General features: G+C 40.2%; 12 protein-coding genes. 5 read left to right on the top strand and 7 right to left on the bottom strand.

Annotated elements, in window-relative coordinates:
• Positions 1-26 precede the first annotated feature (26 nt).
• Complete coding sequence (locus tag ACFPYN_RS16685; protein ID WP_377735714.1) at positions 27-2,198, bottom strand: beta-propeller domain-containing protein; 2,172 nt, start codon at positions 2,196-2,198, stop codon at positions 27-29.
• A 181-nt stretch (positions 2,199-2,379) separates the two neighbouring features.
• Here ACFPYN_RS16685 and ACFPYN_RS16680 point away from each other — a divergent pair, with 181 nt between their 5' ends.
• Positions 2,380-3,693, top strand: coding sequence for a short-chain fatty acid transporter (locus tag ACFPYN_RS16680; RefSeq protein WP_377735713.1), 1,314 nt, complete (start codon positions 2,380-2,382; stop codon positions 3,691-3,693).
• Positions 3,694-4,606: 913 nt separating this feature from the next.
• Here ACFPYN_RS16680 and abc-f read toward each other — a convergent pair.
• The 5 genes from abc-f to ACFPYN_RS16655 all read right to left on the bottom strand — a co-directional run bounded on the left by abc-f (position 4,607) and on the right by ACFPYN_RS16655 (position 10,659).
• Complete coding sequence (gene abc-f / locus ACFPYN_RS16675) at positions 4,607-6,478, bottom strand: ribosomal protection-like ABC-F family protein (protein ID WP_377735711.1); 1,872 nt, start codon at positions 6,476-6,478, stop codon at positions 4,607-4,609.
• A 101-nt stretch (positions 6,479-6,579) separates the two neighbouring features.
• Positions 6,580-6,714, bottom strand: a complete 135-nt coding sequence (locus ACFPYN_RS16670) for an RAxF-45 family protein (protein ID WP_377735709.1) — start codon at positions 6,712-6,714, stop codon at positions 6,580-6,582.
• 39 nt (positions 6,715-6,753) lie between these two features.
• Positions 6,754-7,959: an acyl-CoA dehydrogenase family protein gene (locus ACFPYN_RS16665; protein WP_377735708.1), complete on the bottom strand. Its 1,206-nt coding sequence runs from the start codon at positions 7,957-7,959 to the stop codon at positions 6,754-6,756.
• Between the two features lie 14 nt (positions 7,960-7,973).
• The gene (locus ACFPYN_RS16660) at positions 7,974-9,146 is read right to left on the bottom strand and encodes a saccharopine dehydrogenase family protein (protein ID WP_377735707.1); all 1,173 of its coding nucleotides are present in this window, start codon (positions 9,144-9,146) and stop codon (positions 7,974-7,976) included.
• 34 nt (positions 9,147-9,180) lie between these two features.
• Positions 9,181-10,659, bottom strand: a complete 1,479-nt coding sequence (locus ACFPYN_RS16655) for an aldehyde dehydrogenase family protein (protein WP_377735706.1) — start codon at positions 10,657-10,659, stop codon at positions 9,181-9,183.
• 178 nt (positions 10,660-10,837) lie between these two features.
• Here ACFPYN_RS16655 and ACFPYN_RS16650 point away from each other — a divergent pair, with 178 nt between their 5' ends.
• Positions 10,838-11,638 (top strand): TIGR00266 family protein, encoded by an 801-nt coding sequence (locus tag ACFPYN_RS16650; protein WP_377735705.1) that lies wholly within the window; start codon positions 10,838-10,840, stop codon positions 11,636-11,638.
• A gap of 232 nt (positions 11,639-11,870) precedes the next feature.
• Here ACFPYN_RS16650 and ACFPYN_RS16645 read toward each other — a convergent pair whose 3' ends face one another.
• Entirely contained in the window at positions 11,871-13,067 is a 1,197-nt protein-coding gene (locus ACFPYN_RS16645; protein ID WP_377735704.1) for an MFS transporter, read from the bottom strand.
• A 306-nt stretch (positions 13,068-13,373) separates the two neighbouring features.
• Between ACFPYN_RS16645 and ACFPYN_RS16640 the strand changes: the two genes are divergently transcribed.
• From ACFPYN_RS16640 to ACFPYN_RS16630, 3 genes are all read left to right on the top strand, one after another.
• Positions 13,374-14,972 (top strand): ATP-binding protein, encoded by a 1,599-nt coding sequence (locus tag ACFPYN_RS16640; protein WP_377735703.1) that lies wholly within the window; start codon positions 13,374-13,376, stop codon positions 14,970-14,972.
• Positions 14,969-15,658 (top strand): response regulator, encoded by a 690-nt coding sequence (locus ACFPYN_RS16635; RefSeq protein ID WP_377735702.1) that lies wholly within the window; start codon positions 14,969-14,971, stop codon positions 15,656-15,658. Before ACFPYN_RS16640 ends, ACFPYN_RS16635 begins: the two co-directional genes overlap by 4 nt.
• Before the next feature lie 139 nt (positions 15,659-15,797).
• A complete protein-coding gene (locus ACFPYN_RS16630) occupies positions 15,798-16,805 on the top strand; it encodes a Bug family tripartite tricarboxylate transporter substrate binding protein (RefSeq protein WP_377735701.1) in 1,008 nt (335 codons plus the stop codon).
• Positions 16,806-16,849: the final 44 nt, after the last annotated feature.

Below are 16,849 nucleotides of genomic sequence, written 5' to 3'. Positions count from 1 at the left end.
ATTCGCTACAGTGGCCTGCCTTCTTTTTAATATGTCACAACACCAATCTCTTTAAACGTATTTAAATCGTAACTCTTCATTTCTTTCATTGAAATGGTATAAAGGGTATCTCCTGCATAGACCATGCGTTGAACTAGTTGCTCATAATTTTCATAGAGTTGGCTCGAACTTGGTTGCTTAATCAAGTTAGCTACTTGCTTTATTCCTTTTTCAGCTGTGATTTCATACATGATGGCTCCTTCACCAGCATACTCCCCGTAACCCTCTTTATTTGAACCTTCGTACAGCGTGACTGGGAAACCAAATAATCCTTTTTCACGGTGTTCGAATAATGCTTTGTGATCATGCTGCAGTGAACTATAGGTTCCTTGACCACCAATAATCTCCATATCCTTTTCAATTGGATTTGTGAAGTCGGTGACATCGAATAAAGAAATTTTCATACCTCCAGTGACAATTCTTGGCTCGCCACCATTTTCATTTGGAAGAGATTTGGTATCATATCCAAACCCAATTAAATGATTTTCGTCAAGCGGATGTAAGTAATTACTGAATCCAGGAATTTTTAATTCTCCCAATACTTTCGGCGCTGTAGGATTTGAAACATCCATGACGAACAATGGGTCGCTCTCTCTGAACGTCACCATATAGGCTTTGTCCCCCATAAAACGGGCGGAGTAAATACGCTCTCCTTTCGCCAGTCCAACAATCGAACCGACTTGTTTCATCCCCTTATCCAAAATGAATAAATTATTTTCAGAAGGTGCTTCATTGTCCCAGGTAAATCCTTTAGTTGTCACGACCCGGAAATAGCCTTTGTGTTCATCCATTGAGAACTGATTAAGTAGCATACCAGTCACTTCACCAGATGAAATAAAGTTAACTGTGGTTCCATCCAATCCAAATTTAAAGATTTCTGTATTCGTTTCTTGTGGATTCCACATTCTATCGCTGGTTGTTTGATTCTTGTCATCATTTTCAACTGGCATGTAGATCGGTGCAGTTAAATACAACGCGTCTTTCGACATATACATGGCATTGCTTCCACCCAAGTAACCTTTCGATACGACTTGAGAATCTTTCGGATTGTTAAGATCCATGGCAGTAATTACACTATATGTGCCTTCTAATGTACCTGGCAAAATAGATAAATCGGAGTACGCCATTGGTGAAGCTTTGTCGTCTTTTTTACTATCAAATGCGTACGGACGAAGCTCTACATCTCCACCTTCTTGCATTGCCCAATAGTTTGGCATTACATTGGTTACGAAATACAACATATTATCAGTTTTGCGAGCTCCATTTAAATATCCTTCAGCGCCAATTTCCCGCACGAGTTTGGGATTCTTCTTATCTTTCACGTCGTAAAATCGCACATTTGTCGAGCTGTTATAAGGCATCATCATCTTATTTGAAACATCTCCAGTTGGCTCAGCGTATTCATAAGGGATTTGTTTATCGCCTAAAACGATGAGTGTATCTTCATTTAAAAACAACTGCATAGGATAAAATGTAGCTTCAAAAGGAAGCTCTGCCATTTTTGCCATTGCGGAAGGTTTGCGAATATCTGTAATAATAACGCGACCATTCACTATTGCATAAATGAATTCCCCATCCATTTTCACAATATCTGATTCATCTACACCTTCCACTTGATTATTCGTCTCCGAATACGCTGCTTCTCCACTTCCCGAAGCGGAAGACTTGTTACTTGAATCACTTGATTCAGCTTCTTCTGTCATAACTCCCCTACCTGAAAAATTAGAAGCCATCAATTTTTGTAACTTTTTGAAGTAATCTTTCAGTTCTTTTTCCGATTTCACAGATTGTAAATCCTTGTGGACCGTAAAGGATAATTTACTTGTCGGCATTGATTTAAAAAACCCACCTTGAATGGCATCTCGGTTGATATGTAAGGTATATGAACCAGGTTTAAGTTCATTTACTTCAACAGAGCGCCCGTTTTTCGCAAGTTTTAAATCTGCATCCATTTTGTTTCCTTGCTGATCAACCAAATAGATCGTTCCGTCCCCAATAGCAGATGCTTTCAGCGGAACCGAGAAATTGGCCTTCCACCCCTGTTCAGATAAGACAATCGACGAGGCACTTACCGTAACTTTATCAATTAAAAATGCAAAAGATAAGACGATAGTAGCTACCACCGCTGCTATAATCAGCCATACACTTCTCTTTTTCATACTACTCTCTCCCCTTTCCCAACTGCTTCGTTACTTCATTAGACCGTCCTCAAACATTTTCGTTTCATAAATTTGTTAATTATTTATTCATTTTGAATAGTTTAATAATTCATATAGATAAAATTCGGAACTTAGGATAAAGTAGACATTGGACGGGAGAAGAATCGAAAGGAGCAGAAAGTTGAAAACTCTTACACGTTTTTCGAACACACTCATGGAACGGTATTTGCCAGACCCATACATATTCGTTGCAATCTTAACTTTTTTGGTATTTTTATTAGGCGTCGGTTTAACAGATTCAAGTCCACTAGATATGGTGGTTTATTGGGGAGATGGATTTTGGGGCTTGCTAGCGTTTACCATGCAAATGGTGATTGTTCTAGTCGCAGGACATGTATTAGCCAGTAGTCCTCTTTTCAAAAGATTGCTAAGCACGATGGCTCGTGGAGCAAAATCACCGGGCTCAGCTATTTTACTTGTAAGCTTTGTTTCATTAATTGCTTGTTGGATTAACTGGGGCTTCGGCTTAGTTATTGGTGCTTTGTTTGCAAAAGAAATTGCACGTCAAGTTCCTGGCGTTGATTATCGTTTGTTAATTGCGAGCGCTTACTCAGGATTTGTTATTTGGCACGGTGGATTAGCTGGCTCCATTCCGTTGTCCATCGCAACAGAAGGTCATCCATTTGCTCAACAAATGGGTGTTATTCCGACAAGTGAAACGATTTTCTCTACATATAACTTAGTCATTGTCATCCTATTAATTATTACCGTTCCATTATTAAATCGCTGGATGATGCCTAAAAAAGAAGATACATTTATTGTTGATCCCGCTCTATTAGAAGAGCCAGTAGAAGTCGAAGAAGTTGGCGACTTAACTCCTGCTGCAAAAATGGAAAACAGCTATATTTTATCATTTTTAATTGGCGCATTTGGATTAGTTTACTTTGGCTATCACTTTGCAACAAAAGGCTTCGATTTGAATATTAATATCGTCAACTTAATTTTCGTGGTACTCGGTATCATTTTCCATGGTACTCCGAAACGTTATTTAGCTGCTGTTGCTAATGCAGTAAAAACAGCTGGGGGTATCATTATCCAGTTTCCATTCTATGCAGGAATCATGGGTATGATGGTTACATCTGGATTAGCTGGCGTCATGTCTGAAGCATTTGTTAGCATTTCGAATGAAAACACTTTCCCATTATTCACATTCTACGCTGCCGGTATCGTCAACTTCTTCGTCCCATCAGGCGGAGGTCAGTGGGCTGTGCAAGCACCTATCATGTTGGACGCAGCCAATACACTTGGCGTAAGCTACTCAAAAACTGCTATGGCCATTGCATGGGGTGACGCTTGGACGAACATGATCCAGCCATTTTGGGCATTACCAGCACTAGCTATTGCTGGACTACGTGCGAAAGACATTATGGGCTACTGCCTATTTGTTCTTATCTTAAGTGGTATTGTTATAAGCTTTGGTTTATATTTCTTCTAAAATAAATTCACTTATTCCGTCCATTAGGGGCTGTCCCAAAAGTCAATTTTCATGGCTTTTGGGACAGCCCTTTTTCATGTTAAAAATACTACTCTGTTGATTTCCGTTGCAGCGCGACATATTGTTTCGAAGCTAGCGTAGCGATGCAGAAACAGGCGGACGCTTTCCGCGGGCGGTCCGTGAGCCTCCTCGTCGCAAGCTCCTGCGGGGTCTCACCTGGACACGCTTTTCCCGCTGGAGTCGCCGCCTTCCACTACAATCATTTGCCTGTTTAAATCAACAGTTATATACAACATATTTAAAAATGAATAAAAGAAAACGACACAGCTTGTAAAGTGGAAGTTCAATTCCACTTTAATCAAGATGATATTTTCCAACTATACTTTTCCACCTATTTTCTATAGCATGAAGTCAGCTATTGATGTAATTTATTAGGGTTCTTTTGGGAAATATTTTTGTATATAAGGAGCATCCGATACGACATATCTCGTGGTAAGAAAAATGGCTTTCCTTCTTCTTTTCATGTTGAAGAGTTGATTCGACAATCATTTCCCAGGAAATATTTACTTATTCGACATAAATTTTTGTTTACAAGATAAGGGGCTGTCTAATAAGTCCCTAATATAGTAAGTGGAGAAAAATGAGTCTTTTATCTGCACCTACATTCAAACATTGTAAACAGTAATAATTATCTATTTTGCCATGAAGCACTTGGTTGATTGGAGTGGAAGACGGCGACTCCAGCGGGAATAGCATGAGCTGAAGACCCCGCAGGCGAGCTTGCTCGTCGAGGAGGCTGAGGCCATGCCCGCGGAAAGCGTCCGTCTGAAATGGAAATCAACAGTTACTAAATAAAAAAAGGGATACTGCCCATAGTCATATATTATGACTATGGGACAGCTCCCTTTACGTATTATGAACTCTCTAGCCATTGTTCAAGCAATCCTTCAAGTCTAAACTCTAACGTTGATTTCTCAGAAAGTAACTGTTCATAAACTTCCCAATCCTCTTGATTTTCTATGCGAATGGTTATATCTACAATTGCAGTTTCAAGTTCTGCGATTTCTTCTTCGATTGGTCGAGATAATATTTCTCTCACGCGAATGGCTTTAACTTTCCCTACTAGTTCAACGCTCTTCACCTCTTCCTCTTGGCGTCGAGCTTGTAATTCATCCCACTTACCTCTAGCCCATTCATATGGACCTTCAAATGTGGTCAATTCTCCTTGATCAAGCCACGCCGTTCGGGGGAATAATTTATTTAAAAAGTAGCGATCATGGGATACCGCTAAAATCGTCCCTTGGAAATCTTCCAGCGCTTCTTCCAAAACTTCTCGTGAATCAATGTCTAAATGGTTGGTCGGTTCGTCTAGCATCAACAAATTTACGTCTTGATACATGAGCTGCGCTAATCTTAGACGCATGCGTTCGCCACCGCTTAGGTCGCTCACCCGTTTAAATACATCTGGACCGTAAAACATAAATCGGGCTAACACATGACGGGCTTCTCCTTCAAACATGGATACTTCTTCACGAAAAGCATCAATTAAACGTGCTTTCGGATTCGATATTTCAAAATGCTGCGACAAAAATCCGACTCGAACATTGCTGCCTAATCTTGCTACACCTTCATCAACTGGCACTTCGCCTCGTAACAATTTCAAAATCGTCGATTTCCCGGTTCCATTGCGACCGACGACTGCCACTCGATCTTTCCAATAGACATTAAAATCAGCATTGCGAAGCAACACATTGTCACCGAAGGATTTTGAGACATTTTCCATTACGACTACTTCTTTTCCGCTTCGTGGTGCCGCGTCAAACACTAACGTCATTTTTCTCGGATCGACGAGAGGCTTGCGTACTTTTTCCATACGTTCTAAAGCACGTTCCATATTACGGGCACGACGATGCAAGCCTGGATTTGGAGGAACCGCTTCATTTGCCCAAAGCCGCAATCTTTTAATTGCTTCTTTCATTTTCTTTATTTTTTTCTGTTGCTCTTCGAAGTCTTGGAATTCCCGCATGATCCGCTCTTCTTTTTGAATAGCAAAAGATGAATAATTGCCTTGATAAAGTATCAATTCGCCTTCTTCTAGATCCGCTACTTTCGTAACAACTTGATCCAAGAAATAGCGGTCATGCGAAATGATGACAACTGTCCCCTCATAATCAACTAAATACTGCTCAAGCCATTCAACTGCAAATAAATCCAAATGGTTTGTCGGTTCATCGAGTAACAACAGATCTGGCTTTGTTAACAATAATTTCCCGAGCATGATTTTCGTTTGTTCGCCTCCACTTAAACTGGTAAACGAACGGTTAACAAACGACGTTAACTGTAACCCTTGAACCACTTTATCAAGTTCTGAGTCCATTGAGTAACCGTTCCGAAGTGTGAACTCTTCTTGAATATCCCCATATTGTTTTAAAAGTCTTTGCAGTTCATCCGGTTTTGCTTGTGCCATTTCCACTTCTAGTACAGTCATTTTTTGCTGAAGCTCGACTAACTCTTCAAATGCCATTAACAACACATCATGGCCTGTGACTACTTCTGAATATGAAGGGATTTGAGCTAAGTAGCTGATTTTTGTACCTTTTTTAAAATGTATGCTACCTACATCAGGTGTTTCAATTCCAGCTAGCAATGTAAATAAGGTCGTTTTCCCCGAGCCATTTCGACCAACGACTCCCAATTTATCTCCCGTTTTTATAGCTAATGAGAGCTCTTCAAATATGGTATTTCCACCGAGCATTTTGCTAATTTCTTGTATTGTACATATCATAATTTTTCGCTTCCTTTCGAATTGAACACAGCTGGAAGCACAAAAAAAGACTGCTCGAAGAGAGCAGTCTTTTTCCGTTCATAACGGTTTGGAAAGAATGTCTAATCAGCTGTGATGTTCATGTAATTGTCTAAAATGGACAGACCCGTCCCGTAAGCCACAATTTCATGAGTAATCGCACATGAAACGGATAAAAATCCCAATATAAATCCATGTGCAGTCACAGCGTTTTTCATTCTTTCCTCACCTCCGTTCATTGATTTTAGAATATTCTATCACATTTCTTGATCGATTTCAAATGGCCATTTCGGCAGCATATTCGATAATTTTTTGTCTTCACGATATCCTAGCACATACTCAGCTTGCATAATGGTATGAATTTCTCTTGTTCCCTCGTAAATGACTGGTGCTTTTGAGTTACGTAAATATCTTGCAACTGGATAATCGTCTGAATATCCATAAGCTCCATGGATTTGAACAGCATCATCTGCAGCTTGATTGGCAAAATCACAAGCCTGCCATTTAGCTAAAGATGTCTCGCGTGTATTGCGTACGCCTTTATTTTTCAACTCACCTACACGGTATACGAGAAGACGGCTCATTTGTAGACCCGCTTCCATTTTCGCGACCATTTGTTGAACTAATTGATGTTTACCAATTGGTTTACCAAATGTTTCGCGTTCATTACAATATTTCACACTTGATTCAATACAAGCCATGATTAATCCAGCTGCACCTGCAGCTACAGTAAATCGACCATTATCTAAGGCAGACATAGCGATTTTAAAGCCTTCGCCTTCTTGTCCTATACGGTTTGCAGCTGGTACTCGGATCTCATCGAAGAAAATTTCTCCCGTATTTCCTGCACGAATACCGTATTTCCCTTTAATTGCTTTAGAACTAAAGCCCTCCATGGTGCGCTCCACGATAAACGCACTAATGCCATGATGTTTCTTTGATTTATCAGTATATGCAAAGACCACAAAGTTGTCTGCCTTATCGCATAGAGAAATCCAAGTTTTTTGGCCTTTTAAAATGTAATCGTCACCGTCACGAGTTGCCGTTGTGGACATTGCAGCAACGTCTGAACCTGCTCCTGGTTCCGTTAACCCAAAAGCCCCGATTTGTTCACCTTTTGCTTGAGGGACTAAGTATTTTTGCTTTTGTTCTTCGGTACCCCATTGCATTAACGTCATAGAGTTTAAGCCGATATGAACAGATACTGCTGTTCGAAACGCTGTATCACCGCGTTCTAACTCTTCACAAACAATAGCTAAGGCGTTATAATCCATTCCACTACCACCATATGCTTCAGGCACGCATACTCCCATAAAACCTAACTCTGCTAATCGTTGCCACACTTTAGGATCAAACCCGCCAGTAGAATCCCATTCGGCTATATGAGGCAATATTTCGTCATCTACATATTGTCGAACTGTTTTACGAAGTAACTTATGTTCATCTGTAAATTCGAAGTTCATGATGTTGCCCCCTATTATCCGTTTGCAACCGAAGTTGATTGTTTAATGGTTTCTTGAATATGCACACCGCGTTTTTGCATTTCTGCAATATAAGCATCACCAGGAACTATTTGTTCCGGTGGGTAAACGCCACGTTTGGTAATTTCTCCGTTGCCAATCATTTGTGCAACGACTGAAATCGTATTTGCTGTTGCACGAGCCATTGCTGTTACTTGATCAGCCATATCTTTCTTCGTAACTAATTCGTATTCATATGTAACTGGTTCTCCATTTTTTTCACCAGATACAATGACACGTAGCAGCACGGCATCTTGTTTGTCACCTAATAGTAATCCAGGCGTTAAAGCTGCTTTTAACACTTCACGTGTACTAATCGTTTTTCCATCTATTTCTACTTTTGTTTCTTTATTCGTTAAGCCAAGATCGACTAATACTTTAAATTTATCGGCATGCCCTTGGTAACGAATCGTTTTGTACTCAAGTGTTTCAACGTTTGGGAATGTTTTTGTTAATGTCGATGTTCCACCTGACGTATGGAACGCTTCAAGCTCTGCAAAGCCATCAAAATGAATCGTTTCGATTTCTGATAATGAGGGAACTTCACGCAATTGACCATTTCGCACGACATGAGAAGTGTCTGTGTAATGATCCAAAACGCCTTCTAAGGAGAAGACGATATTGTATTTCAATGGACCCTCTGGCTCAACTGGAATTCCACCTACATACAGTTTGATTGATTTCACTTCGTCTAATTTACTTGCACCGTACCCCGACAAAATATTTATCATTCCTGGAGCTACCCCTAGGTCCGGAATGACTGTGATCCCTTTTGCTTTTGCTTCATCCGCTAAATCAAGAACAGCATCCGTTGCTCCACCAATGTGACCGCCTAAATCAATTGAATGTACGCCTACTTCAACCGCAGTGCGTGCTACTTTTTCATTAAACGAATAAAACAATGCGTTAATGACAACATCGCCTTTGCTCATTATTGCTTTTAATTCCGCATCATTATTGGCATCTAAACGGACTGCTTCTATTTTGTCGGATTGAATTTTTTCTTTAAAAGCTTGCACTTGCTCGACATGAACGTCAGCTAAAAATACCTTTTCAACGTTTTCGCTCTTTAGTAAATCACGTGCTGCTTCTTTCCCCATTAACCCCGCGCCTAATACAACAACTTTCATTTTTACATCCCCTTTGTAAAACATAGTCTATTTATTATGAGTTATCGATTTGAGCTCGTTGCAACTTGCCACTAAAATCAATATAGATACTCTTCCACTCTGTATACACGTCAAGAGCAGCAACGCCGGAATCACGATGGCCATTCCCTGTCCCTTTTGTTCCACCGAACGGTAAATGAATTTCAGCACCTGTTGTGCCAGCATTTACATACACAATGCCTGTATCTAAATCACGTTGAGCTTTAAATACCGTGTTAACATCACGCGAGAATATACTGCTTGATAAACCGAATGTAACGCTGTTATTTACTTCAATCGCTTCTTCTAAGCTCGACACTTCGATAAGAGAAACGACTGGTCCAAAAATTTCTTCTTGTGCAATTCGGCTGTCGCGATCTACATTCGTGAACAAAGTAGGCGCGTAATAGTTTCCTTTAGCTAAATTACCTTCAGCAAGAATTTCACCACCAACAAGTAATGTAGCACCTTCATCTTTTCCGATTTGGACATAGTTATGGATTTTATCTAATGCTTTTTTGTTAATTACTGGTCCGATTTTCACTGTTTCATCCATACCATCGCCAATCGTTAATTGTTCCATCGCAGTCAGAAGAAGTGTTTCAAGTTCTTCTTTAACATCTTTATGCACGATAACTCGGCTACATGCGGTACAGCGTTGACCTGCAGTTCCAAAAGCACTCCAAAGAATACCTTCTACTGCCAATCCAAGATCCGCATCATCCATTACAATGACTGCGTTCTTCCCGCCCATTTCAAGTGAAACTTTCTTCAAATGACGACCGCCACGTTCTGCAACTGCGCGACCCGTTTCAGTTGATCCTGTAAACGAAATGACTTTTACATCTGGATGTTCGATCATTGCTGTTCCAACTTCTACACCCGAACCGAATATAATATTCGCGACACCAGGAGGAAGTCCCGCTTCTTCAAAAACCTTCGCCATTTCATATGCCATCATTGGCGTTTCTGTTGCTGGCTTCCATAAGAATGCATTACCAGCTACAATTGCCGGGAACGACTTCCACGTGGCAATTGCTACAGGGAAGTTCCATGGGGTAATGAGTCCGACCACGCCGATTGGTGCACGAACACTCATCGCGAACTTATCCGCAAGTTCCGAAGGCGTTGTTTCACCAAATAAACGGCGACCTTCTCCAGCCATATAGAACGCCATATCAATGCCTTCTTGCACTTCTCCGCGTCCCTCTTCAATGACTTTACCCATTTCTTTTGTCAGCACTTGTGCCAAATGCTCTTTCTTTTCTTTCATAATACGACCTATTTCATATAAATAATCTGCTCGTTTCGGTGCAGGAACAAGCGCCCATTTCTTCTGAGCTTCCTTTGCAGCTGCTACAGCTAGATTGACATCTTCTTTAGTTGATAATCTTACTTGCGCTAACTCTTCGCCATTTGCTGGGTTCGTCACAGGAACGTACTTAGCATCTCCCGCATCCTGCCAAATTCCACCGATGTAATTGTTCAATTGCATATACCTTACCCCTTTCGTTTTGAAAACGTTTTCACTATAACTTATTCGACACAAAATAGACTATCCCTTTTCGTTTATGTAAAAAACGGAATATTCCTACTTATTGATGATGTATGAAACTTTTTCCTGTGAATAGCGTATGAAAGAGTAGAATTTAATTTTTGGAGGAATGAGACAAATGAACAACCATGAAATTGATTACAAATTATACGGAGATGACATGCAGTTTGTAGAAGTGGAACTTGATCCAAAAGAAACAGTTGTGGCTGAAGCAGGTAGTTTAATGATGATGGAAGACGGAATTGCCATGGAAACCATCTTCGGAGACGGCTCTGCTGGTTCTGCAGGTAGTGGCATAATGGGTAAATTAATGGGCGCTGGTAAACGCATGCTTACAGGAGAAAGTTTATTCATGACTACTTTCACGAATACCGGTTCTGGGAAAAAACATGTGTACTTCGCTTCACCTTATCCAGGAAAAATCATCCCGATGGATTTGAGTGAAATGGGCGGGAAAGTTATTTGTCAAAAAGATGCATTTTTAGCAGCAGCTAAAGGTGTATCAGTCGGCATTGAATTCCAACGTAAACTTGGAACAGGATTCTTTGGTGGCGAAGGATTTATTATGCAAAAGCTCGAAGGTGACGGACTTGCGTTTCTACATGCTGGGGGAACTATTCACAAGAAACATTTACAACCAGGCGAAGTATTGCGCGTGGACACAGGCTGTTTAGTCGCGATGACACAAGAAGTCGATTACAACATTGAAATGGTGAAAGGTGTCAAAACAGCATTATTCGGCGGCGAGGGCTTATTCTTTGCCACACTTCGGGGCCCAGGAACTATTTGGGTCCAATCATTGCCATTTAGCCGACTTGCTAGCCGCGTCTTCGCAGCCGCTCCGCAAACACCAGGTGGCGGCTCTAAGGGTGAAGGTTCTCTAGCAGGCGGATTGTTTGATATATTAGGCGGGAAATAAGTTTTATGGAATCAGTGCGCCAGGAATGGTGCACTGTTTTTTGTTTATTCCCTTTCAATTGGTTTTATTCCCTTACGTGGACTCGCTATTCCCCTTCAAACTTGGTTTAATCCCTTTCGCTAGCCCGTTATTCCCTTTCATTCGTGGTTTATTCCCTTTCCCCCATGTTTTTCCACAAAAACCACATTCAAAAAAGCACCTGATGCTCTTTCGCACCAGGTACTTAATCGAACTATGAAACTGTCATTTTCTTTTTCATTCGCCACAAGAAATATAGGACAGGTAGGATGAGCAACGCAGAAGTTGTGATACCTCCTGCAATGGATGTGTACAGTGCAAGTAAGCCAACTAACGGCCCGCCTGCAATTTGACCAAAAGCATCAAGTTGACCGAACATGGAAAGGGTTGTAGCACGGCCTTTCGATTGCAGACGTTCGTTTGTAATAATACTCATCAATGGATAGTTTACATTTCTGAGTGCACTTGTCACCCAGTACATCGCCACGGCCAGCCACAACTGTCCAGTCCACGCGAAGACAATCATAGTTCCTACCAATACGGCATTCGTTAACAACAGCACATTCGCGTAGCGGCCACTCATATGTTTTTCTACTAACTTCAGTACGACAATGTTAAGCAAGAAGGCTATAGCGTAAAAGGTGCCGAACCAATACACAGATTCACTTTCTGACAAATCATAGTCTGTAATGAAATGAGCACCATACAAACGGTCAAACCCCTCACTCGCGAGTCCCCACAATAAGGTCACTACCGCAATACTTACAAGAACAGTATTACCACGAATTTGCTCCAGGCCTGATTTAATTGTGGCTATCATATGTGTAACACCTGATACCCCTTTTGTACGTGTAACTTTGACAAATTTCGTTTCCGGCAAATTAATAAATGCCCATATTGCAAGAACAATCAGCATGGTGCCTGCTACTAAAATCGCAATTTGAACAGACCAAATGATTGCAATGGACACACTTGCTACAATTGCGGCAAATCGTGCGAATGAAGAAAACTGAGATCCACGTAAAAAAGTTTCCTCTAAATTTTTACCATCAAGTTCATCAGCAATCCATGCTTGTTCCGCTCCACTAATAAATGTCCAGCCAATTCCCCATAACGCAGAAGCCCCAGCAATCGCCCAGAACTCTGGTGTACTTCCTTCCAAAACATGAGCGAATCCAATCACAAAAGTACCTATAGCAAGTGATCTCTTACGGCCATAATGATCTGCAAACAGACCTGTCGGCATTTCAAATAAGAGCACCGAAACTTCCATAATAGTCCCTATTAGTATAAGTTGTAATGCATTTAAATCTGCTTGTGTAACATAATAAATGGCGTTCAAAGTAAACACCATTTGAATAAAAAACGATCGTGAACTTGTCACGATATAATAAAAATTTTGTATCGCCACTTTTATTTTCCTCCGTTAATTTGATTTTGATTTAAATCAAATCGGAGTTCACATCTTATGCCAACATGTCCTCCAATTTAACTAGTGAAGTCAGTGTTGTTCTTTTCATATAAACCTCTCCTTTTCTAAAACTTAATTTATTATAAATACTATTCTGACTAATGTCACCAATTCATTAAAAAATATGACCACTTTTTAATGGTTTACTCATTTAATTCCATCCCCACTGTTCTTTTCAAAACCTTTTGTTGCCAATTCTTTCACGACTCGTCATAATAGCACTAATTATGCGAAAAGAGTGATAGCTTGAAGAATCGATCGTTACAATTTAAAATTTTTGTTTATGGTGCCTTATTTGTCACCGCTATTTCGCTTCTTATAGGTGCTTCGTTCTATTTCACCATGTCTCAAAGTATTGAACAGCAGATCGGCAATCGTGCTCTAAATATTGCGATGACTACGGCAAATCGACCAGATGTGGTTGCTGGATTTGAAAATGAAAATCCTTCCGTTGTCTTACAGCCTATTGCCGAAGCAGTTCGCGAGCTTTCTGGTGCACAATATGTGGTGATTGGAAATATTGAAGGAATTCGCTATGCACATCCAGTTGTTGAACGTATAGGTGAAAAAATGGTTGGGGACGACAATGAACGCGCTTTAAATAATGGAGAATCTTATATTTCAGAAGCAACCGGGACACTAGGACCTGCCTTAAGAGGAAAAACACCTATTAGAAATAATCAAGGTGAAATAGTGGGCATTATTTCAGTAGGGTTTTTAAAAGCCGACATCTCACATACCTTTTTTGAATATGTGGATTCAATTATTACAATCGTTCTCTTGGCTATCGTACTAGGCATTATCGGTTCAACCATTTTGGCGAGAAGCATAAAAAAAGTGTTATTCAATTTAGAACCTGCTGAAATTGCTCATCTTTTCACTGAACGAAATACACTAATTGAATCTGTACGCGAAGGAATTATTATGGTCGATCAGGATGCACGCATTTCGATGATGAATAAAGCCGCTTACGAAACTCTATCTTTACCAGAAGATGTAACATTGATTGGGCGCTCGATTGAAGAGGTGTTACCTAATACACTCCTCCCTCAAGTTCTTTTAAATGGAGAAAAACAATTTGACCGACAAATGGAGATACGCGGAAAAAAAGCCATTGTCAATCGAATACCTATTTTAATTGGGACAGAAATTGTAGGCGCTGTATCGAGTTTTCGTTTGCAATCGGATTTTGATCAATTAACCACTGAACTTTCACAAGTAAAACAATATACAGAAGCACTGCGAGCTCAAACGCATGAATACCAAAACTTTCTTTATACCATTAGCGGCCTCATCCAACTTAATTCACTGGAGGAAGCACTTCATCTTATCCATGACGAAAAACAAGAACATCAATCTCTTATCCAATTCGTAACAAAGAGATTACAAGACCCTTATTTAGGTGGTCTCGTCATTGGCTTATTTAATCGTGCGCGTGAATTAAAAGTTCGATTTATTTTAGATGAAGATAGTTACTTAAACAGCTTGCCTAAACCTTTAGAAAAAAGCTTATTTGTATCCATTATTGGAAATCTAGTGACCAATGCTTTTGAAGCGGTTGAACATTTAGCAGAATCAGATCGGGTGGTGCGATTGTTTGTTTTAGATAATGGACAAGAAATCTTGATTGAAGTTGAAGATTCCGGTAACGGGCTTAGTGCCGAATTACAACAACATATATTCAAGAAGCGCATTTCAACGAAAGAAGGACAAGATCGTGGCTACGGTTTAGTAAAAGTTGCAGAGAATATTAACGATTTAAATGGAGTCGTATCGATTGAAAATGGGGATTTAAATGGCGTACTTTTCGTCATCTCTATTCCAAAAGGAGGGTTTTCCGTATGAGTGAACTAATAGAAGTCTTAATTATAGAAGATGATCCACGAATCGCTGATATTCACCGTCGTTTTATTGATAAAATTGAAGGATTTGTCGTCGTTGGTTCTGCTCATACGGGAGCTGAGGCAAAGGATTGGGTTTCGGCTATGAAACCTGATTTAGTGTTACTTGATGTTTATTTACCAGATATGATGGGCACTGAGTTGATGACTTTTATCCAGACAGAAAGCACCGACACAGACATCATCTTTATCACGGCCGCTGCGGAAGTGAGTGTCGTGAAACAAGCATTTAGAGGTGGCGTCATTGACTATATACTAAAACCGTTAACCTTCGATCGTTTTCAAGACAGTCTGCATGCTTACCAAGAAAAAAGAAAAACACTCGCAAGTCTTGGAAAATTAGAAGAAGAGTCCATTCAATTATTGTGGCACCCCTTTAAGTCTGGACCCAATTCTTCTGATATTACACTGACACCAAAAGGAATTGATCCTATTACTATGGATAAAGTAGTGGTCGAGTTAAAGCAACAAACGCAAGGAATAACAGCTGAAAAGCTTGGGCTAGCATGTGGACTAAGTAGGTCTACTGCAAGAAGATATCTAGAATTTCTCGTTTCAGAGAGTAAAGCGAGAGCTGAGCTCATTTATGGCACGATTGGTCGGCCAGAGCGTAGGTACTTCCCTGCGTGAACTTTATGAACAAAATGACGACAAAGACCTTTATTTCACTTATGACCCAAAACATTGAATTGAATAAAAGTTCTGATAAATTGAAGACAGCGTTTGAAAGCGCTGTCTTTTTCCAATTCATTTAAAGGGGATATCGTTTATGTGGAAAAAATTATCAACAGTAGTTTTAGCAAGTTCATTGGCTTTAAGTTTAGCAGCATGCTCAAGCGAAGGAAATGAAAGCGCATCATCTAACTACCCTGAAAAAACGATTACTATTGTGGCACCTTCTGGAGCTGGTGGCGGATGGGACTTAACAGCTCGTTCAATTGCCAAAACGATGAATGCTACCAAGATTGTCGAAGAGCCAATTATTGTTGAAAACAAACCAGGTGGCGGCGGGGCTGTATACATGGCTGAGTTTGCTACCAAAGAAGTGAAAAATGATTATGTATTAATGGTTAAATCTCCTCCTATTTTAATTAATAACAACAAAGCTGAAGGTAACAGCCCTTATGGATATAAAGATACTAAACCTCTAGCACAATTAACACGTGATTACGGCGCAATTGTTGTGAAAGCAGATTCAGAATTCAAAACGTTAACAGATGTGTTAGATGCAATAAAAGCAGATCCAAGTAAAATCACTCTGGCTGGTGGATCAGCACCTGGTTCAATGGACCACTTAGTTGGAATTCTTCCTGCTTATAAATATGGCATTGATCCAAAAGCTGTCAAATACGTTTCCTATGATGGCGGTGGCGAGGCGGTTGCTGCACTACTCGGAAATAATGCGGACGTAATCGCAACCGATGCCTCAACTATTAGTGAGTTTGTAAAATCAGGTGATGTACGGGTGCTAGCTGTTAGTTCTTCTGAACGTTTAGAAGGTGTGCTAAGTGAAGTCCCTACTTTCAAAGAAGAAGGTCTTGATACAGAATTCACAATTTGGCGCGGATTATTTGGACCTAAAGATATGTCCGACGAAGCCTATGATTACTGGACATCGAAGTTAGACAAATTAGTTGAAACAGATGAATGGAAAACTGAGCTTGAAAGAAACGGATGGCAAAGTGAATATCGTAATGCCGAAGACTTTACTACGTATTTAGAAGATCAAGACAAGGTGATTGTTGAATTATTGACTGCATTAGACATGCAAAAATAATGAATGAAGGCGACGGCAATAGCGGTCGCCCTTTTCTTTAGGAG

Origin of the sequence: Paenisporosarcina macmurdoensis (assembly GCF_042658845.1) — a bacterium.
GTDB classification, from domain to species: domain Bacteria; phylum Bacillota; class Bacilli; order Bacillales_A; family Planococcaceae; genus Paenisporosarcina; species Paenisporosarcina macmurdoensis.
This window is presented reverse-complemented; position numbering and strand designations above follow the sequence as displayed.

Excerpts from the sequence above, each read along its gene's own strand:
- ACFPYN_RS16670 (WP_377735709.1), bottom strand. The coding sequence starts at position 6,714 with ATGAAAAACGCTGTGACTGCACATGGATTTATATTGGGATTTTTATCC.
- ACFPYN_RS16655 (WP_377735706.1), bottom strand. The coding sequence starts at position 10,659 with ATGCAATTGAACAATTACATCGGTGGAATTTGGCAGGATGCGGGAGAT.
- ACFPYN_RS16685 (WP_377735714.1), bottom strand. The coding sequence starts at position 2,198 with ATGAAAAAGAGAAGTGTATGGCTGATTATAGCAGCGGTGGTAGCTACT.
- ACFPYN_RS16650 (WP_377735705.1), top strand. The coding sequence starts at position 10,838 with ATGAACAACCATGAAATTGATTACAAATTATACGGAGATGACATGCAG.
- abc-f (WP_377735711.1), bottom strand. The coding sequence starts at position 6,478 with ATGATATGTACAATACAAGAAATTAGCAAAATGCTCGGTGGAAATACC.
- ACFPYN_RS16660 (WP_377735707.1), bottom strand. The coding sequence starts at position 9,146 with ATGAAAGTTGTTGTATTAGGCGCGGGGTTAATGGGGAAAGAAGCAGCA.
- ACFPYN_RS16635 (WP_377735702.1), top strand. The coding sequence starts at position 14,969 with ATGAGTGAACTAATAGAAGTCTTAATTATAGAAGATGATCCACGAATC.
- ACFPYN_RS16630 (WP_377735701.1), top strand. The coding sequence starts at position 15,798 with ATGTGGAAAAAATTATCAACAGTAGTTTTAGCAAGTTCATTGGCTTTA.
- ACFPYN_RS16665 (WP_377735708.1), bottom strand. The coding sequence starts at position 7,959 with ATGAACTTCGAATTTACAGATGAACATAAGTTACTTCGTAAAACAGTT.